General features: G+C 40.5%; 22 protein-coding genes and 1 pseudogene. 1 reads left to right on the top strand and 22 read right to left on the bottom strand.

Annotated elements, in window-relative coordinates; genetic code table 11:
* From Q0191_RS03055 to Q0191_RS03080, 6 genes are all read right to left on the bottom strand, one after another.
* The coding region (locus tag Q0191_RS03055; protein ID WP_297663725.1) for an alcohol dehydrogenase catalytic domain-containing protein at positions 1 to 841 on the bottom strand (841 nt) is incomplete at its 3' end.
* 744 nt (positions 842 to 1,585) lie between these two features.
* Positions 1,586 to 1,792 (bottom strand): CsbD family protein, encoded by a 207-nt coding sequence (locus Q0191_RS03060; protein ID WP_015605852.1) that lies wholly within the window; start codon positions 1,790 to 1,792, stop codon positions 1,586 to 1,588.
* 34 nt (positions 1,793 to 1,826) lie between these two features.
* Entirely contained in the window at positions 1,827 to 2,426 is a 600-nt protein-coding gene (locus Q0191_RS03065; protein ID WP_297663728.1) for an Asp23/Gls24 family envelope stress response protein, read from the bottom strand.
* A 13-nt stretch (positions 2,427 to 2,439) separates the two neighbouring features.
* Positions 2,440 to 2,613, bottom strand: coding sequence for a DUF2273 domain-containing protein (locus Q0191_RS03070; protein ID WP_005591614.1), 174 nt, complete (start codon positions 2,611 to 2,613; stop codon positions 2,440 to 2,442).
* 12 nt (positions 2,614 to 2,625) lie between these two features.
* On the bottom strand, positions 2,626 to 3,192 hold the full coding sequence (gene amaP, locus Q0191_RS03075; RefSeq protein ID WP_297663733.1) for an alkaline shock response membrane anchor protein AmaP: 567 nt from the start codon (positions 3,190 to 3,192) through the stop codon (positions 2,626 to 2,628).
* Between the two features lie 57 nt (positions 3,193 to 3,249).
* Positions 3,250 to 3,489 carry a GlsB/YeaQ/YmgE family stress response membrane protein gene (locus Q0191_RS03080; RefSeq protein WP_015605856.1) on the bottom strand — a complete coding sequence of 80 codons (240 nt, stop codon included), beginning with the start codon at positions 3,487 to 3,489 and terminating at the stop codon, positions 3,250 to 3,252.
* 283 nt (positions 3,490 to 3,772) lie between these two features.
* Here Q0191_RS03080 and Q0191_RS03085 point away from each other — a divergent pair, with 283 nt between their 5' ends.
* Positions 3,773 to 5,254 (top strand): M protein trans-acting positive regulator PRD domain-containing protein, encoded by a 1,482-nt coding sequence (locus Q0191_RS03085; protein WP_297663736.1) that lies wholly within the window; start codon positions 3,773 to 3,775, stop codon positions 5,252 to 5,254.
* Positions 5,255 to 5,415: 161 nt separating this feature from the next.
* Here Q0191_RS03085 and Q0191_RS03090 read toward each other — a convergent pair whose 3' ends face one another.
* The 16 genes and pseudogenes from Q0191_RS03090 to Q0191_RS03165 all read right to left on the bottom strand — a co-directional run bounded on the left by Q0191_RS03090 (position 5,416) and on the right by Q0191_RS03165 (position 19,767).
* Positions 5,416 to 6,174 (bottom strand): ABC transporter ATP-binding protein, encoded by a 759-nt coding sequence (locus Q0191_RS03090; RefSeq protein WP_297663738.1) that lies wholly within the window; start codon positions 6,172 to 6,174, stop codon positions 5,416 to 5,418.
* The gene (locus Q0191_RS03095) at positions 6,171 to 7,037 is read right to left on the bottom strand and encodes an ABC transporter permease (protein ID WP_037616592.1); all 867 of its coding nucleotides are present in this window, start codon (positions 7,035 to 7,037) and stop codon (positions 6,171 to 6,173) included. The genes Q0191_RS03090 and Q0191_RS03095 overlap by 4 nt, the downstream gene beginning before the upstream one ends.
* Before the next feature lie 100 nt (positions 7,038 to 7,137).
* On the bottom strand, positions 7,138 to 7,632 hold the full coding sequence (locus Q0191_RS03100) for a carbonic anhydrase (protein WP_297663742.1): 495 nt from the start codon (positions 7,630 to 7,632) through the stop codon (positions 7,138 to 7,140).
* Positions 7,633 to 7,799: 167 nt separating this feature from the next.
* Positions 7,800 to 8,495 carry a TIGR00266 family protein gene (locus tag Q0191_RS03105; protein WP_005591607.1) on the bottom strand — a complete coding sequence of 232 codons (696 nt, stop codon included), beginning with the start codon at positions 8,493 to 8,495 and terminating at the stop codon, positions 7,800 to 7,802.
* Between the two features lie 75 nt (positions 8,496 to 8,570).
* On the bottom strand, positions 8,571 to 9,935 hold the full coding sequence (gene radA, locus Q0191_RS03110; RefSeq protein WP_297663762.1) for a DNA repair protein RadA: 1,365 nt from the start codon (positions 9,933 to 9,935) through the stop codon (positions 8,571 to 8,573).
* A 10-nt stretch (positions 9,936 to 9,945) separates the two neighbouring features.
* On the bottom strand, positions 9,946 to 10,503 hold the full coding sequence (locus Q0191_RS03115; protein WP_297663744.1) for a histidine phosphatase family protein: 558 nt from the start codon (positions 10,501 to 10,503) through the stop codon (positions 9,946 to 9,948).
* Complete coding sequence (locus tag Q0191_RS03120; RefSeq protein WP_297663746.1) at positions 10,463 to 10,906, bottom strand: dUTP diphosphatase; 444 nt, start codon at positions 10,904 to 10,906, stop codon at positions 10,463 to 10,465. Before Q0191_RS03120 ends, Q0191_RS03115 begins: the two co-directional genes overlap by 41 nt.
* Positions 10,907 to 10,991: 85 nt before the next feature.
* Positions 10,992 to 11,441, bottom strand: a complete 450-nt coding sequence (locus tag Q0191_RS03125; protein WP_297663747.1) for an 8-oxo-dGTP diphosphatase — start codon at positions 11,439 to 11,441, stop codon at positions 10,992 to 10,994.
* Between the two features lie 255 nt (positions 11,442 to 11,696).
* Positions 11,697 to 12,386 (bottom strand): gamma-glutamyl-gamma-aminobutyrate hydrolase family protein, encoded by a 690-nt coding sequence (locus Q0191_RS03130; protein WP_297663749.1) that lies wholly within the window; start codon positions 12,384 to 12,386, stop codon positions 11,697 to 11,699.
* Positions 12,387 to 12,555: 169 nt separating this feature from the next.
* Positions 12,556 to 13,299, bottom strand: coding sequence for a 16S rRNA (uracil(1498)-N(3))-methyltransferase (locus Q0191_RS03135; RefSeq protein WP_297663751.1), 744 nt, complete (start codon positions 13,297 to 13,299; stop codon positions 12,556 to 12,558).
* Entirely contained in the window at positions 13,300 to 14,253 is a 954-nt protein-coding gene (prmA, locus tag Q0191_RS03140) for a 50S ribosomal protein L11 methyltransferase (protein WP_297663753.1), read from the bottom strand. It lies immediately after the preceding gene.
* Positions 14,254 to 14,265: 12 nt separating this feature from the next.
* On the bottom strand, positions 14,266 to 15,282 hold the full coding sequence (locus Q0191_RS03145; protein ID WP_297663755.1) for an AbiH family protein: 1,017 nt from the start codon (positions 15,280 to 15,282) through the stop codon (positions 14,266 to 14,268).
* A gap of 50 nt (positions 15,283 to 15,332) precedes the next feature.
* Positions 15,333 to 17,576: a S8 family peptidase gene (locus tag Q0191_RS03150; protein WP_288931360.1), complete on the bottom strand. Its 2,244-nt coding sequence runs from the start codon at positions 17,574 to 17,576 to the stop codon at positions 15,333 to 15,335.
* A 1-nt stretch (position 17,577) separates the two neighbouring features.
* A complete protein-coding gene (locus Q0191_RS03155) occupies positions 17,578 to 18,612 on the bottom strand; it encodes an ATP-binding protein (RefSeq protein ID WP_288931362.1) in 1,035 nt (344 codons plus the stop codon).
* 131 nt (positions 18,613 to 18,743) lie between these two features.
* A pseudogene (locus Q0191_RS03160) lies at positions 18,744 to 18,887 on the bottom strand (DNA mismatch repair protein MutT); the annotation flags it as partial.
* A 409-nt stretch (positions 18,888 to 19,296) separates the two neighbouring features.
* Entirely contained in the window at positions 19,297 to 19,767 is a 471-nt protein-coding gene (locus Q0191_RS03165; protein ID WP_297663760.1) for a DUF3013 family protein, read from the bottom strand.
* Positions 19,768 to 19,802 lie beyond the last annotated feature (35 nt).

Consider the following 19,802-nt stretch of genomic DNA (forward strand, 5'->3'; position numbering starts at 1 on the left):
CAAAGGTGGAACCAATCGGATGCTTTTCGCAATGAGGAACACCAACAAAACCTAACCGACCACCATTATGGAGAACACCAAGGGCTTGGTCGACAGCCGCTTCTGTTCCGACACATTCAAGCGCAGCGTCGGCTCCGCCACCAAGGAGTTCGCGCACCTTGGCAATGCCTTCTTCACCACGCTCTGCAACGACAGCTGTCGCTCCTGATTCAAGCGCCATCTTTTGTCGGTCTTCGTGCCGACTCATGAGCACAATTTGGGAAGCTCCCCGCATCTTAGCCGCGATAACAGCACATTGTCCAACAGCGCCATCCCCGATGACAACTATTTTGTCGCCTGGTTTAACATCTGCCACACGCGCCGCATGGTAGCCTGTCGGCATAACATCAGCCAGCGCCAAGAAGGACTTAAGCATCCCCTCTGAATAATCTGATGGCTGACCCGGAATCTTCACCAAAGCCCAGTTGGCATACTCGAAGCGCATATATTCCGCTTGCACACCATCTGACCAGTTATTGCCAATATGCCGGTCACAAGTCCCATCATATCCTGCTCGGCAAGCATCGCAGTCCCCGCATCCATGGGTAAATGGAGCAATGACAAAATCGCCTGCTTTCACAGTCGTTACTGCATCACCGACTTCCTCGACAATACCGATTGCCTCGTGACCACTGTTCATGCGCCCAGGCTTCACCTGCTCATTTCGATAACTCCACAGGTCAGAGCCACAGACACAGGTACGAACAATGCGGATAATGGCATCATCTGGGTCTAGAATTTGCGGATGATCCATTTCTACTAGTCCAACTTGACCAGCCTTGAGATAAACTGCTGATTTCATTGCATCTCTCCTTGTATTTTGCTAACTATATTATATCACCTTTCAGATAGATAGACGAAGAAAAGCCAAAAGAGCTGTGGGGAAATTTTCTTCTCCAGCAAGCGCTCAATCCCTACCTCATCGCTTTTTAAAAGCTGCTTTCTTAGTCTCTACTAGCTGAAGTCCAAACTCCACTAACAACTGCCCGAATCTATCAAAATGACCTCTAGCTTGACTCGGCTAGAGGTCTGACTTACCTTGCTGATATGGGAGCAATCAGTTTATCCTATTCGGAACTGACTAACAATTGATTGTTGATTATTTCATTTATTAAATTTTTAATTCCTTTAAGCGCTAATGATTTTCTTTTATCTTAGCATTAGAAATATTAATCACAAAGCAACTATCGGTTAACATCTCGAAGTCTGAAAACCATCTAAAAAGCTTCTACTTTCTATCCCACTGTCATAATCAGATAGGCTAAGCAGGCCTACCCAACGATTTAACCAATAGTCCAGTAAAGCAACGACGTATATGTTACAAATAAATATATCAGCAAAGCAAATCGAATGCGAAATTTAGTTTTTCCTTTCCCTATCTTTACTTATATTATACTCCTTCTAGCAAAAGATTGCAAGCGTTTACACCGTGTAGATTGAAAATATTTTAACTAAAAAGAATGAATATAAAAGTAAAAGAGACCCTAAAAGAGGTCTCCTTTAAACTGTAGATGATTTCTAGCCCCTACTATATATTAGCCTAGGCTTATTTATCATCGTCTTTATGAAGCATGTTTTTTACACCTTCAATAGCGCCTTCAACTGCATCTTTTGCATCTTCAGCAACTTCTTTGACTTTAGAAACAACTTTTTCAGCTGCTCCTTCTTTTTCAAGTTTTTCGTCACCGATTACTTTCCCAACACCTTCTTTGACAGCGCCTTTAGCTTGGTTGAATTTTTCTTCTGTTGACATAACTATGTCCTCCTTTATTTCTTTTTGTTTTAAATTAATGTACGCGAGCTTTTTCATTTGATGAAGCAGCATCTTTAACAGCTTCTACACCTTCACCAACTTTTTCTTGAACGGCTGAAAAACCACCGCTAAGACCAGATTTTGCTTTTTCAAATTGCTCTGAAGCGAATTCGCCTGTTGATTCAGCAACATCTGTTACTCGATCTTGAAGGCTAACTGAGTCAGCTTCATGTTGTTCTTTGGTCTTAATATCAACAACATTGACATTAACTTCAACAACTTCCAAATCAGTCATCTTTGAAATTTCCGCCACAACAACATCTTTAATTTCCTTGTACAAGGCAGGAACATTCTTTTGATATTCCACTACTACGTTCAAGTCAACAGCCACTTGTTCTTTACCAACTTCAACATTAACACCATTCGTTACGTTATCAGTGTTAATCAATTTATCTGCTAAGTTAGAGAAGAAGCCACCATCAACAGCTAGCAAACCTGAAACTTTCTCTAAAGAGAGACCAATGATTTTTTTAATGACCTTATCTTCGTAAGTCAATTCACCTTTTACTTCATGAGTTGCTTGCGCAACTTCCTTTTTAGCAACATCTTTGAAATCTTTATTTGTATTTGACATAAGAAACTCCTTATTATTTATTTAATATATTTTTTTGTTGTATATAATATCCGATTCCTGCTCCTATGGCAGCGCAAATCAAGACAAATAGCGTCTTAAAGAAGCCAAAGGATAGGATAAAGCAGGCTAGAACACCGCCCGCTAATCCAGATAGGATTAGATATTGATATTTTTTAAACCATTCCATTTTGGTACTTCCTTACTTTACACGACTAGTATTTTTTTCAGCCTGCGATTTTGGTTTGAAATCTGATACAGATATTTGAAGCTTGACATCATGATTGAGACCGAAGAATTCTGTTAATCCAGTAGCAATTTCATCCTGAATCAACTGACTTCTCTTGATGATATTTTCTGAAGGAACAATCGCTCCTTTAACAGAAACCATACATTTATTTTTCCGACTATTTACGGAAACTGTAGGATCTTTAATAAAGTCATGGTCTGTCACCAGACTACGAACAAATCCCTCAATCGCTGAATTTTTCAGCATCAGTTTCCCATCCGCATCAGCTAACTGAATTTCCAAACGTCTCTTAGGATAAAAAAGTATGACCAACATCAATAGCAATATTAAGCTTGATAAAACCAATGTTCCCCAGAAGACGTATCTAGAAAGAAAGTATCCTACAAAAGGAATATTCTTCCAGGTAAATAACTGAAGACCTAAACCGCTAACTTTATGAAAATCTAGCAAAACAGGAATCAAAATAGTCAAGATTAAAATACAGATAATAAGAAAAAGTATTTTTCTTGATTTTGACATATTGAATCCTTTCATAATTCAAATAAAATTGTATATAATTGTATATAAAAAGAATTCTTATGCCTTTTTACCTACAAAAAACGATACAACTGCAACTACAATAACCGCACCAATGATAGAAGGAATCAAAGCCATGCCAGCCAAACTAGGCCCCCAAGTTCCTAAAAGAGACTGACCAACAGCTGAACCAACTAAACCTGCAACAACGTTGGCGACAATTCCCATAGAACCGCCTTTTTTTGTTATTGATCCAGCAACCAGACCAATAAGCCCACCGATAATAATTGACCACAACATAGTGATGCTCCTTTCTAAATCAAAATTATTTAATATTATTTTTGATTAATATAATTATATAATTTTTCATCAAAAAAACATAATAATTCAGCTTGGAATTGTTCCCAAGTTTATGTATTATGGGTACGCAAAAATAATAGAACGCTTTCATTGTTTATTTAAAAGCGTATCGCCTTTTTTCTTTTTTTAAAAATACTATTGAATAAGTATAATCACTCATAACATGATATAATTGTATAATAAAGAAACAATATAGGAACTATAATAAGAAAGAAAAAATATTATGAGAGAATTATTATCTAAAAAAAGCCTCAGGCAATTAGAATTGTTAGAATTACTCTTTAAAACTAAACGTCGGTTTTATATTTCTGAACTAGCCGAACGATTGAACTGCTCAGAACGGTTGGTAAAAGATGACCTATCTTATGTCAAGTCCTCTTTTCCTGACTTGATCTTTCACTCTTCTAATAGTGGTATTCGTATCATGAATACGGATGACAGTGATATTGAGATGGTCTATCATTATTTTTTCAAGCACTCAAGTCATTTTTCCATTTTAGAGTTCATATTCTTTAACGAAGGGTGTCAAGCTGAGGATATTTATAACGAGTTCTATATTAGTTCTTCCTCGCTCTATCGTATCATCAGTCACATCAATAAAACTCTAAAAAAACAATATGATTTTAAAGTTAGTCTGACCCCTGTTCGAATCGTTGGGAATGAGATTGATATCCGTTACTTTTTTGCACAATATTTTTCGGAAAAATATTATTTCCTGGAATGGCCCTTTACAGATTTTCCCAAAGAGCCTTTGTGTCAGTTGTTAGAGATTGTTTATAAAGAGACTAGCTTCCCTATCAATGTATCTACTCATAGGATGTTAAAGTTGCTGCTCGTTACGAATCTCTATAGAATACAGTTTGGACATTTCTTGGAAGTTGAGAATGATTCTTTCAATGAACAATTGATGGAATCTTTTATGCAGGCTGAAGGGATAGACGAAGTAGTAGATAGATTTGCTACAGATTACGGTATTTCTTTGACTAAAGAAGTAATCGGTCAATTATTTGTTTCCTACTTCCAAAAAATGTTTTTCATTGATGAAACACTATTTATGGACTACGTAAAGTCTGATAGGTATGTGGAAAAGTCCTATCATTTATTAAGTGATTTCATTGACCAGATATCATCCACATACAATTTTAAAATAGATAACAAGGACAATCTGATTTGGCATCTACATAATACCGCACAACTGCATCGGCGGGAATTATCAACAGAGTATATTTTGTTTGATCAAAAGGGCAATACAATCCGAAACTTTCAAAATATTTTCCCTCAATTTGTTTCAGAAGTAAAAGAGGGAATCTTAAATTATCTTGAAACCTTGGGTATCCATAGTAACCAAATGCATGTCAATCATTTATCCTATACCTTTATAACTCACAGTAAGCATTTGGTTTTGAATCTGTTGCAAAATCAACCTAAATTAAAGGTGCTAGTGATGAGTAGTTTTGATCAACATCATACAAAATCCATAGCAGAAACCCTTTCATATTATTGTAGCAACAATTTTGAACTGGAAGTTTGGAACGAATTAGAATTATCCATCGATTCTTTAAAAGAATCACCCTATGACATCATCATTTCTAATTTCATTATCCCACCGATTGAAAACAAGAAGCTGATTTATTCCAACAACGTTAATACGGTTGAGTTAATATCCTTACTTAACGCCATGATGTTTATTCAAATAGATGAGTGAGTCAGATTTTCACAAGATAAAAAACCGCAATCTAGCGGTTTTTCTTGATTTGTTTGAGAAAATGTTAAAAAGATACAGTCCTGTGGAAAACAGAACTATATCCGTTTAATAACTATTCACTGCTTATTCCCTTTGTCAGCCTTACAAGAAACTGGTCAACTTTACTCAAACAAGCCATAATAGTCCGCTATGGTCATCTTGGCTTTTTCTTCCTGCTTGAGGTCTTGGATTATCTGACCTTCCTTCATGACAATCAGTCGGTTGCCGTATTTGAGGGCATCCTCCATTTGGTGGGTAATCATGAGAGCCGTCAGCTGGTCTCTGCGGACAAAGTCGTCAGTTAGCTCCATAAGAGCTACACTTGTCTTAGGATCAAGCGCTGCCGTATGCTCGTCCAAGAGAAGTAGCTCTGGACGTTTAAGCGTCGCCATCAGCAGACTCAAAGCCTGTCTCTGACCACCTGATAGAAACTCAATCGGCGTATCCAAGTGTTTTTCCAGACCATTGCCAATTTTATCAATAGTCTCCTGAAACTCCTGCCGATAGCTATTCAACCGACGAGGGACTAGACCGCGCGATTCACCACGAACCTTGGCAATCAGCAGGTTTTCCGCCACTGTCATCCGAGGGGCCGTTCCCATCTTGGGATCTTGAAAGACCCGCGACAGATATTTGGCTCTCTTTTCAGGAGAAAAGTTGGTTACATTTTCGCCCAGGATGTAAATGCTGCCGCTGCTCAGAGAGAGCGTCCCGGCAATGACATTAAAAAGAGTTGACTTCCCTGCTCCATTGCCACCCAAAATCGTGATAAAATCATGCTCATGAATCTCCAGCGACACATCGTTTAGGATGACCTTTTCTTCATCAAAGCCGTTATTGACCCGCTTGCTGGCATTTTTTAATTCTACAATCGCTGTCATTTGCTTAACTTAGCTCCTTTAAAGAATTTATTTTTCAAGGTCGGAATCATGAGGCAGACCGCTAAGATAACCGCACTATAGAGGCGGAGATAGCTGGTGTTGAAACCAAGAGCGATGACACCCCAAATCAGAAACTGATAGGCAATAGCACCAACTACAATAGTAATCAGGCGCTCAGCCAAGGTCAGGCTCTTAAAGAGAACTTCCCCGATAATCAGACTCGCCAAGCCGACGACGATAACCCCAATCCCGCGGGATACATCTGCATAGCCTTCCTGCTGGGCAATCAGAGCACCAGACAAGGCAATAACGCCATTAGACAAAATCATGCCCATCAATTCCATGCGTCCAGTATTGATACCGAAACTACGTGCCATATCAGGATTGTCTCCAGTCGCGATATAGGCCTGCCCTAGCTTGGTATCTAGGAAAAAGAGCAGGGCTGCAATGACCAGACTGACAAAAATCAAGCCTGTCAGGAGATTGTTTATTTCTCCAGAGAAGGGCAAAAAGTCCTGAATCTGCCGAGTTCCCAGCAGACCTAGATTAGCCCGCCCCATGATCATAAGCATAATGGAATGGCAAGAGGTCATGACCAAAATCCCTGATAGCAGGGTCGGAATCTTGCCCTTGGTATAGAGAAGGCCTGTCGCCAAACCTGCCAGACAGCCTGCCAGTACCGCAGCTGCCGTTGCCAAAAAAGGGTTCACCCCTTTGGTAATCAAGGTGACAGCTACCGCCCCACCTAGAGGAAAGGAACCTTCCGTCGTCATATCTGGAAAATTCAAAATCCGAAAAGTCATGAAAATCCCCAGACCTAAAATGGCCCAGACCAGACCTTGTGAAATAATGGAAAGAATCATCTTATTGTCCTAACTAAATTAAAATCGTATTCTATTTTAACATAAAAAAGCAGCCAATTTCAATGCCGAAATACCGACAAACAAACTGGCTTCCTAATAGTCACTGAACGATGGTCATCCGCCCTGTATCCACGTCATACACTGCTCCCGAGATTTCTACATCGGCTGGGATCAGGGGTGATTGGCGGAGAAGCGCTACGTCTTCCCGCACACTTTCCTCCACATCTGTAAATGGAAGAAAATCCTGACCGCCGACATCAACGCCCAGTTCTTGATTGAGAAAAGCAGTAAATTCTTCATTTTTGAAAGTCTGTGCGCCACAATCCGTATGGTGCAAGACTACAATTTCCCGCGTACCCATCTGCTGCTGAGAGATGACCAGCGAGCGAATCATGTCCTCCGTCACCCGACCGCCAGCATTGCGCAAGATATGAGCATCTCCCAGCGCCAAGCCCAGAGCCTGAGCCACGTGGAGTCTTGAGTCCATGCAGGTCACGATTGCCACCTTGGTCTTGGGCTTAATCGGCAGGTGGGAGGTTCCATGCAGGTCCACATAGGCTTGATTGGCCTTCATAAAATTTTCAAAATAGGACATTCTTTCCCCTTACTAGAATTTATTTGATGGGCAAATTATTTCCTACCATCTTATCATCTTTTAGGTATTTTGTCAGTTTTTAACTCCCTATAAAACAAAAATGTCCGTCTTTTATGAAAAAATGAAAGAAAAATTTAAAAAAGGTGCGGAAATTCATCCGCACCTTTTTATGATCCTTTTGCGATATAGCGACTGAGTGAGCCTGCAAAGCTTTGAAGATTGAGACTTTGAACATAGATTTCCCCAGTTCCTCGGAAGGTGTTCACAACTCCCTCTCCCGTTCCGATAGACTGCCAGAAACCATTTTCCAGATGGATATTATAATCCAAGGACTGGCTCCAAGCTACGACATGGGCATTGTCAATGGTTACTTCTTGGTTATTTAGTTCAATTTTCCTAATCGATCCATATGCATTGGCCAAAAGTGTGCCTTGCCCCTGAGTCGTCATGACGAAGAGACCGCCTTGACCGCCAAATATCGCCTTGCCAACAGACTGGCGCTCCATGGTATAGTAAGCTGTACCATCCAGAGCCAGAAAGGCACCGTCATTGAGCCGGTACTGCTTTTCTCCCAGATAAAGAGGGATAACTTGGCCGGGAACTTCTGGTGCTAAAGCTAGGAAACCATTGTCAGACTGGGCGACAGCTTGAGTGATGAAGGTACTTTCACCCGACACCATGGAACGGCCGACTGCCTTGACAAAGCGGCCCAAACCTGAACCGTTAGCATTGAGCTGAGTGTTCAAGGTCACATTAGGGGTGTGATAGACCATACTGCCACGCTGGATAAAGACTGTCTCTCCTTGATTGAGGTAGAGGTCAACGAGTGGAAATTGCATGTTGCTATCCATGGAAAATTGCATAAGAGTTCCCTCCTTGTTTTTTAAGAAAATTATAGCAATAATAAAATATTTTTGCAATCTAAAACAAAGAAATCATCAAGCAAAGACTTTTTTCAAGACTTCTCCAATTGTTGTCACACCGATGACTTGGATATTGTTTGGAACCTTGAGCCCGTTCAGAGAGTTTTTGGGAGCATAAATCTTGGTGAAGCCCAGTTTTGCTGCTTCGTTAATGCGCTGCTCGATGCGATTAACCCGACGAATTTCACCAGTCAGGCCAATTTCGCCGATAAAGCATTCTTGAGGATTTGTAGGCAGATCCTTGTAGCTGGAAGCAATGGCTACTGCTACTGCCAAATCAATCGCTGGCTCATCTAGCTTGACGCCGCCAGCTGACTTGAGGTAGGCATCTTGATTTTGCAGGAGGAGTCCTGCCCTCTTTTCCAGAACTGCCATGATGAGGCTGGCTCGGTTAAAGTCCAGTCCAGTCGTGGTTCGCTTGGCATTGCCGAACATGGTCGGTGTCACCAAAGCCTGTACCTCTGCTAAAATCGGCCGCGTTCCTTCCATGGTCACAACGATGGATGAGCCTGTCGCACCGTCCAGCCGCTCTTCTAGAAAGACTTCACTGGGATTGATAACCTCAACTAGCCCACCAGACTGCATTTCAAAAATGCCGATTTCATTGGTCGAACCAAAGCGGTTCTTGACTGCTCTCAAGATACGGAAAGTGTGCTGGCGTTCGCCCTCAAAATAAAGCACGGTGTCCACCATGTGCTCTAGCGTTCGGGGGCCAGCTAAGGTTCCTTCCTTGGTCATGTGACCAACGATAAAGGTCGCGATATTATTGGTCTTAGCCAGCTGCATGAGCTCAGCTGTCACCTCGCGAACCTGAGAGACAGAACCTTGAACACTGGAAATTTCTGGTGACATCACCGTCTGAATAGAGTCGATAATCAGAAAATCTGGCTTAATTTTCTCAATCTCCGTGCGGATGTTTTGCATATTAGTCTCGGCGTAGAGATAAAATTCACTGTCAATATCACCGAGACGCTCCGCCCGCAGCTTAATCTGCTCAGCTGATTCCTCCCCGCTGACATAAAGGACGGTGCCCTGATGAGAAAGCTGGGTGGATACTTGTAGAAGTAGGGTGGACTTCCCGATACCAGGATCCCCGCCAATCAGAACCAGACTGCCAGGCACTACGCCACCACCCAGCACACGATTGAACTCGTCCATTTCTGTCTTGGTCCGGTTAATATCAATCGAAGTAACCTCAGCCAGCTTCATAGGCCGAGTCTTTTCGCCTGTCAAGGAAACACGGGCATGCTTGACCTCAGCAGCCTCTACCTCCTCAACAAAAGAAGACCAGGAGCCGCAGTTAGGACAGCGCCCTAGGTACTTAGGCGAATGGTATTCACAATTTTGACAGACAAAGGTCGTCTTTTTCTTAGCGATGATAAACCTCTTTCTATATCTCTATCTCACATTCAATCACTTGGCAAAAATCAATGGTTTCATTTGGCACAAACTGACGGATCAGCATACGATGAGCTACAAGAGCTACTGTCTGGTAGTCTCGATACTTTGCCATACAGTCTACAAAACGAGCCTTCATCTCCTCAGCCGTCTCATACTGAAGAGGGCTATTGGGAAGTAGCTCTCCATTACTTTCTAAAAACAGACTTCGAGCTTTTTCAAAGTTCTCTCTTCCCCTTTCATAGACCTGCCATTCGTGTAGTAAAGGCTCTACTCTCAGAGGAAGTCCAGTAGCACAAGCCACATAGGATGCCGTTTCTAAAGCCCGCGTCACTGCAGAAGACACCAGCAAGTCAGCTGAACGCAGCAAAGGATGCTGACAAAGTGCCTGAGCTTGCCGTCTGCCCTGCTCGGACAAGGGCGCCAAATCTAGACCAAAGTCAGTATAAGAGCGTTCTTCTAACTCACTGTAATCGGGCTCACCGTGGCGCACAAAGATGACCTTCATCTTAATGCCCCGTCGATCCAAAGCCACCTGTTCGCACGCCATCGGCCTCATCTCCATCCGCAATCAAAAATGGTGCGAAAACAGCTTGCACAATGCGGTCACCCACTTCCAGTACAACCTCTTGGTCTGTGATATTTTGCATCTGAGCAAAGATATGCCCTTCATTTCCAGGATTGCCATAGTAATCACCGTCAATGACCCCAACGGAGTTAATCAAGACCAAGCCTTTTTTACGAGGATTGGACGAACGGTCATAGAGATAAAGCACCTCTCCCGGCTGCATATAGGCCTTGACACCCGTCGGAACCAGCTTAATCTCCCCCGGCGCAATGAGGGTGCGCTCCGCCACTTTCAAATCATAGCCAGCTGCGTGAGCCGTCTCTCTCTTGGGCAGCAAATCTTCATTTGGAAAGCTGGAGACCAGCTCGAATCCACGAATTTTCATACATTTCTCTTTTCTATTTTTGCTGTTCCTATTATACTAAATTCGCAAAAAACAAGCAAAAAAACCGCCAATTGGGCGGTTCTCCCTAGTATTGATCTCTGATGATCTCTCCATTATCCAGATAGGTAAACTGCTCCGTCAAATCTGATGTGAAAACCTGATACATTTCCTTAAAGCTCAAGGCCAGCGAGTGGCGATCAAGATCTTCGCGGTTAATCCAGAACACTTCTCCTTCGTCGGACGAGACCAGTTCTCCCTCAAAACGATTGGTCTTGTAAAGAAAAACGACATAACGTTCATCCTTTTCAGTATAAAACTGCTTGACACCGCATAACCTAGGCTCATAGATGGTCAAACCTGTTTCCTCCTTGATTTCCCGTATCACTGATTTGACAAAGGATTCACGATGTTCAACATGACCACCTGGAAAGCAAAGGCCGGTCCAATCATCATTTACTTTATTTTGTACTAAAATGCGGTTCCCATCGTAAACCATACACATATTTGTTAGAATAACTCGCTCCGCTCTTGACATCTCTGCTCCTCCATCTACCGACCGATTCGCTCGGCCTACTTGTGACTCATTATAACATAAAAGACATCAAATTGATGAAAATCCAGATTTCTCAGCCCTTCCAGCAAAAAAACCGCCGATTGGGCGGTTTTTATAGGGAGATTATTATGAAAAAGAAAAGTTTTAGGATTTCATCAAACAAAGTTAGGAGGTCTTCATTTGATGGTTATATTATATAAAGCTTATCTTAAAATTAGCTAAAAATAATTTAAGAATTTATAATTCTTGCAAAAGATATTGAAATAGTTCTAAATTGCCCTTTTCTTCGTTGATCAAAAACTCTGGATGCCACTGAAGGCCGATGATGCGATGATTGTCAACCGATTCAATCGCTTCGATGGTATTATCCCTTGGGTCAAAGGCAGTTGCGCGAAAATTCGGTGCCAAGTCCTTAATGCTTTGGCGATGGACAGAATTAATCTGGCTGGCTTGACCAAATAACCGCTCCACAACGCTACCTTTCTCTGTACGAATGGAGTGCGAAGTTCCAAACGGTTGCCCCTGCCAATGATTGTCAATCTGCTGATTAAGCGTGCCGCCAAAAGCAACATTTACCAACTGCAGACCGCGGCAAATAGCCATGACTGGCTTATCCTGACGAATAGCCTCCTTCAAGAGAGCCAACTCAAACTCATCCCGATCCAGATTGTAATCATCGCTATCGATGGCCTTTTCCTCTCCATAAAACTGCGGATGAACATTTTGACCGCCTGATAGGATCAGCTTATCAATGGTTTCTATATAGTCCTTGACTAGACTTTTATCCCTAACAGGAATCACCATGGGCAGACCGCCGACTAGCTTGATGCTTTCGGCAAATTTGCAAGATACAGATGAATGAATGTTTTTGCCCGCCTGATCCACTGGACAAAGATTAGCCGACACTCCAACAATCGTTCTGCACATAGATGATCCCTCCTTAACTTGATATAGAATATCTTACCATTCCACCTCTCAGCCGTCCAATAGTATTTTTTAAAGCTGGCCATAAAAATTTTTTATGTCAAGAACAGCTTTCCACAAAAAGAGATATAGTAGCGACGGACAAGGAAAAATCAGCAGAAGTCCGCTGATTTCATTTTTCTAATTCAAGCATGACACTGACTGCGGTCAAGGCATAAAGCGGGGCAGTTTCAGCCCGCAGGATACGTGGACCTAGACCGGCGGAGACAGCCCCTGCTTGACGAAAGGCTACTATTTCCTCTGGCGACAGACCACCCTCCGGTCCGAAGATAAAGAGGACTTTTGCGCCGGCTGCTAAGCCTGATAGAGCCCGGATTAGAGCTGCAGATTCTCCCTCTTTGGCCGATTCCTCATAGGCCACGATGATGGAGTCAAATTGAGCCAGCTGAACCAGAAAATCCGCCTTTTTATCAAAGAGCCGAACCTCCGGAATCAGATTGCGCTTGCTTTGCTCCGCTGCTCCCTGAGCAATTTTCTCCAGTTTTTCGCTCTTTTTGGCTAGCTTTTTGCCATCCCACTTGGCCACCGACCAGTCAGCTGGGAAAGCCCAGATAGCACTGGCTCCTAGCTCCGTTACCTTTTGAGTGATAAACTCTAATTTATCACCCTTGGGAAAGCCTGAAGCAATGGTCACTTGAACCGGCAGCTCGGTATTGTCCGCCAGCTCCTCCAAGATTTCCAAGCTCTGCTGGCTGGGATCCAACACCTGAGCCAGCCGTTTCACGCCATCATCAAAGACCAGTGTAACTTGGTCGCCTTCTTTGAGCCGCATGACTGAAAACATATGTTTGGCCGTGTCCTTATCCTTGACCACCAGAGGAGACTGAGGACTTCCTTTTATAAAATACTGCTGCATCTAACCACCTATCACGCCTGAAATGTCCTTCGTTTTCTTAAAAACACAGGCATTCCATTCGCCCTGAATCATATGTGTTTCCAGGAAAAATCCTGCCGCTTCTGCTGACTCGCGCACCATTTCCCACTTCTCAGAAATGATCCCACTCATAATCAGATAGCCCTCATCCTTGACCAGACGATAGGCATCCTCAGTCAGATGGATGAGAATATCGGCCAAAATATTGGCAACAATGACATCTGCCTCGATTTCCACACCTCGGAGAAGATCCCCCGGCGCCACATGGATGTTCTCCATCCCTGGATTGAGCTCAATGTTTTCCTGCGCCACGCGCACAGCCACCTCGTCCAAATCATAGGCGTAGATGTCCTTAGCGCCTAAGAGAGAGCTAGCAATGGACAGAACGCCGCTGCCTGTGCCTACATCCAGCACCGTTTCTCCGCCCCGCAGGACCTGCTCCAGCGCAAAGAGGCTCATCTTGGTTGTCGGGTGAGTACCTGTCCCAAAGGCCATGCCAGGATCCAGCTTGATGATCTTCTCACCAGCTGTCGCCTCGTAGTCCGTCCAGGACGGCACAATAGTCAAGTCATGAGTGATACGAGACGGCTCAAAGTATTTCTTCCAATTATCCGCCCAGTCTTCCTCAGCCAGTTCCTGCCGAGTCAGCTGAATATCGCCCGTCTCCAAGCCAAAGCCATCTAGCTCAGCCAGTCGTTCATTGGCCTGGGCTGCAACAGCCTCTATATCTACAGAAGCCGGATAGTAGCCCGTAATCTTGACCCGTTCGCTCTGCTCAACTTCTGGAAAAAGCTCACCGTACTGGTCAACCTGCCCCAGATAATCTGCGCTGTCATCGATAGCCACGCCCTGACTGCCCAACTCAATCAGAATATTCGAGGCTGCTTCCTCCGCCTCACGCTTCACTTCAATCGTTAATTCCTGCCAAGTTTCCATGTTATTTATCTCTCATCTTTCTATCAGTTCAAAAATACTTTTCCCAATAACAGGAATAAGATTTTCTCGTAACTTCTTTTCAAATTCTGAATCAATACCACTATTTTTTATAAACTTATCTTCCACTTGCCTATATAGACGACGCACTCTATTCGGATTCCCAGCATCAAAATCAGGAGCATAGTGATAAACAACTACTGGAACCTCATCATCAATTGAGCGTTTAGCAATCTGATTCCACAGATATTTATCAGTAATACCTATAGACACTCCATAAAGAATAATTATGTCTGAGTTTTTAATTATTTCGCTATTCCTAACATCCATATTTTCTCTATATTCTTTCAACATAGACTCTTTTACAAGAAAACCCTTTTGTTCATCACTAAAGACATCTGAAATTTGTGACTCGTCACTGACACCTAAAATTGTACAAGCATCTAAAATACCATGCACATGGATTGGTTCTGATATATGAAAACTATAAACACTATTCCGCAGATTATTATTAAATGATACTGTTGATGATTCATATAACTTATCAAATATACTAGTATAGTTTAAACTAAGAATTTTCACATAATCACTTTCAACTGGTTTGTCACTGTACTTTTGGCTAATAATTTCTTGATTTGATAGAGGTAAATCAGCTCTAATTCGATTTAGTGTCCCTTCAAAATCAATTTTATAATTTTCAATATTAAAGTTCCCCTCTACCATTTTTAAATAAGCGATTAGATCATCAATTACGTCAGTAAAATCATCAATAAATTTATTCTTTGTTTCTTCACTTACAATAATTTCTGAATTCTCTTTTGTTAAATTCCCAATAGATAACTCAAAATCTGACCAATTTTTATATTCATTGACTTCGTCAGCAAAAAGTGATTCATATATAAAGTTTAAATATCCTTCTTTTGCTTTTCTATCTGAATAAAGTTTATTCTGATAATCATAAAAATCTCTATATCTCGTTTTTAGTCCATATTGTAAATCTAATCCATTGCCAACAATATATGTAATATTCATATCTAAGTTCCCTTGTAATCCTGATATATAGGATAAGGATAAAATACCCACTATTCAAATTCAATTTCTTCATTTAAGCTATTATACAGCTCAACTTGTGCTTCAACTTGTAACCTATTAACAAGCCAACCTCGTAATTCGGCTTGTTGAATAAAATCTTCGATTCTATTGACACCATTCAACTCCTTTAGAGTAACAACTACTCCAAAACGAATACCATAACCATCACCAATTTTTAACCGTTCAATTGTTTTTACACTCATTCCCCATTGAGGATTAGAAGGATTCAGAATCGGCTTAGCTTTTTTACGAGAAGAAAATTTTTCTCCTAAATGTTTGACATTATCCCATTTCCTAAAAATATTTCGTGCCGACCTTTCTCTCACATATCCTGGTGCATTTTCAGAATATTGATTGTCGTTATTAATTGTTTTGATGCCTTTCTTATCTAAAACTCCCAAACTAAGTTGCATTTCCGTATTAGTATAGTCAACTCCTTGATTTCTAGAACACTTTGGGAAATAGCACATAGTTGCCTTTGCTACATATGGATAGTGTTCTTTAGAAATTGGAACTGGGAAATCATAATTATAAGTTTCATATGCTCTAGAAACATCTGAGACTATAAATTTAATTTCATCATCAGGTGTAGACAAAATATCTTCTATTTTGATTGGCACAATCCCATATCCAAGTAAAGAAATGTCTGCGAATGTTTTTTTATCATTCCATGGTATCGCTGAATCAATTAATAAAGCCTTTGCTTCTTCACGACTTAATCCCATAATATGAATGAGGTAAGCCATTTTTCTAGCAATAAATGGAGCCGCAAAACTGGTCCCAGCTACTCGAGCCAGCCCTAGTGGTTCACAAACATTTATGAAGTCTCCGTTTCCCCCGCCATAGTATGAAACATCAGGTTTGATAAAGAAAGACAGGACAACTCCTTCGCGTGAATAAGAAACGACTTGATTGCTAAAATCAACAGAATTTACAATAATTGAATTGAGTGAATCTGCTGGTGCTCCAATCTTTTTTCGTTGTCCATCAGGGGCTATTCCATTAGTGCCTGCAATAATAAAAATTACATCATTATCAAATTGAATCTCATCTAACAACGAACCCTCTACAGAAATAAAGTTTTCCCTAATTTCATCATTTGATCCAAGCGAAAGGTTCCAAACCTTAATATCAGTATTTTGAGACACAATCTCTCTAATCTGTTTGATAATTGTGAAGGAGTTGAAACCACTCTGTAAAGATATCCCAAAATGTCTGACTCTAAATCTTCCACATCCGTCATCTAGTTTTGGATTCAAACTAGCTCCATCTACTATTAACGAGGAGACTGCTGTACCGTGCTTATAGTCTTGACTTCCTTTGCTAATATCTGGTGAAATCAAATCATGATACTCTACCCACTCATTGAAATAAACTCTATCATCAAACAACGTATCGATGACACCAATAATAGGCTCATTAGTTGGAAAAGGGAGATTATTATAAAAAGTGTTCTCATCATTATAAAAATTCTCTGGTGACAGGGTAGAAAAATCTTCTACTATCATTGATACTAAATAAGGTGCTTTTAGCAGTAGTAACTCAATATTTTTTTCGTCAAGTAAAACAGTGGTCTGGTCCATGATGTTAGCTTCTGAAACATCAATATCAAGTTGTTTAAGTAATGTTAAGAGATTAGTTTTTACATCGTAGATTGTTACAATAGAATTACGTACAGTAGACATATCTGCTTGTTCAACACCAAATCCTTTGACAAAACAAGCGTCTCTTAAGTATTGTTTGAATTTTGATTTCGACAGACCATACTTAGAATAATCAATTTGATTAAATTTTGAAGAGTCGGAGAACACCATACTCGTCATGGGAGCACTAGCAAAATAATCTTTGAATATTGTTATAACTTTTTTAGTATGCTCAATTGTCTTATCTAACACTTCCTTTGAAATGTAGTGTGTAATAATATGCCTACTCTTATCATTACTAAATTTTGCACCCACAATCGTTTCATTTGGAATTGCATTTCCGCCACCCACATTAAAAAAACCATCGATACGATTGCTCTTAGCTAGGACACGATTATAATACACACTAACAAGTACTCCATCAATGATTGTGTTATTAGACCAATATTCTTTTACTCGTTCAAGAGATGTATAAAGTTCATTTAAATGGTTTAGCGTAACAATAGAATCTGCGGGAATCGTTATCGGTCCTCTCCCCTTTGCTGACTTTGGTGTAAAACTTTTACCTCGTAATGTCAATAATGTATTCATTTTAATCCTCGCTTAACTCTCGTGATACACTACTCTTAGAAACACCTGTCAAAATCTCAATTTCTCTAACAGTAAAACCTAGCTTCGATAATTTAGAAATAGATAAATTTCTACCATTATGCAAACTTCTTAGCAGGCGTTTTTGATAATCATGCGGATCTGATGGATCACTAAATGCCAATGACGTTCTTATTGAGTTTCTCAAATCACCAGGATTCGGTATTACATTGGCACTATTGATAATTTTTTTAAATAATTTTAAATCTCTAGCTACATTCTTAAATTGCTTTAATAACTCATTTAAAATAATAGTAGCTACTTCTACTTTATCTTCATCAGTATAACGGTCAAAGTCAATTATGGCATCGAATCTTCTCGTTACTGCTTTATCAAGATTTTCAAAAAGATTTGTTGTTGCAATTAATACAATTTCTGGTGACAGCCTATCCAACTCCTTTAAAAAGGCAGAAGTCACTCGTCCCATTTCTCTTAAATCATTCTGATTAACCCTATCCAACACTATGGAATCAATTTCATCAAATAGGATGATATAATTTTGCTTGAAAGGAAGATTATTGATTTCATTAAAAAGAGTTGCTAAGTTTTTGACTGTTTGCCCTAGCTTACTATCTACTAAGTGACTGAAATCTACTACAAGTAATTCCTTGCCAATAAGTCTAGCCACCTGCTTTACACTTTCAGTTTTTCCAGTACCTGGAGATCCCACAAATAAAAATTTATTTATTCCAATATGATGATTGACAGCGTTTATTATTCCTTTTAAATCATTCATAATTGAAAGAGGTAATGGGAGAGGACCAATATCTAGTTTAGCAGGAGTCAAATACTCACTAGGATTTTCTATTTGTGGCATGAATCTATCACTTTGAGACATTAACCCCATAATATATTGTGCTAATTGAGTATCACCATGTTTATTGAAGTTCCGAGCAATTGCTATAGATTGATTTCTAAATTCTGTCTCTCTGCCCTCATAATGATACTTTATTAAATCAAGAACATCTGATTTTTTCATGATTCATTCCTCCTTACACAAATAATACTATATTTTTGGGACAAAATCAATTATTTTGGGACAAAATAAAAAGAATACCCTTGAAAGGATATTCTTGTAAAGCAAAACTATATCAGATTTTCCCTGACACTCTTTCCACCACCTGGCAGTTCCCACATATTGGGCCACGGGATATTTTCCTTGTCATCACGTCAGATGGTGAGTAACGTATCATCACAGAGCAAGGCAATCTTGCAGCCAGAAAACTCGAAACTTCGACTCAATAGATTCTTCATTTCTTCTCCTTTTGTACATTTGGATTAGTTATTTAGGTTATGAATCAGCCTGCTAACATCCATTTGTATCCATCAGGATCATAAGACACAAGACAACCATCCCAGATAAAAGGATAACCATGCTTTTCAAATGGACCAGGAGCATACTGGTAACCCCTACCAACATTTAAAATAAATTCTACTCCTGTTCCTAAAGGTTTCGATAAGGATGCTAGTTCTTCCTCCCCTACTTGACTGATTCTCAGAATAACCTCATCAGAATTACCCCAGCTATAACATATGAGTCTGCCATCATGAAATTCATGTTGAACTGTTAACTTTAATAAGCTCTCATAAAAAAACGTGATTTCTCTATATCTATCACAAGCAATGTCGCATTAATACTTCCTAATCTACAATCCGTCATTCTCTAATACCTCGGATAGGGATAAAAGTCTGTTTCAGTCAAGTCAGCTCTGCCATTTTCAAAAGCTTCCGCATTCCAAGCTAGCTCAAACTCTGCTGCCTCTGGGTCTGCTAAAAAGTCCATGAGCGCATCAAGACCAGACTCAGCTGTTTGGGTTAGAAAATCCACGAAATAAGCTAGAAACTCCCGTGACAGACCCTTTTTAGGCTCATAAGGCAGGGATGCCAGATAGTCCTCTGCCTCAAAGTGAGACTTGGTTGGATTATAGAAAAGCACAGCTTCCTCAAAGTAAATATCCTCAGCCGAAGCATTGCCTTCAGCATCAACAGTCTCAATCCCGCCTGGATTTTGAACCTCAAGGAGGAAGGCCACTTCCACTGCGTGGTTCTTCTTGTCCCAGTTAATCTCATAGTCAAAAGGAAAATTCTTCTCCATTTCCTCGTCTAATATATCTAAAAAACCGTACTTAGCCATGATTTCCTCTTTTCATTGTGATAAAATATTACTAT

Source organism: uncultured Streptococcus sp. (assembly GCF_938036805.1).
Lineage (GTDB): Bacteria > Bacillota > Bacilli > Lactobacillales > Streptococcaceae > Streptococcus.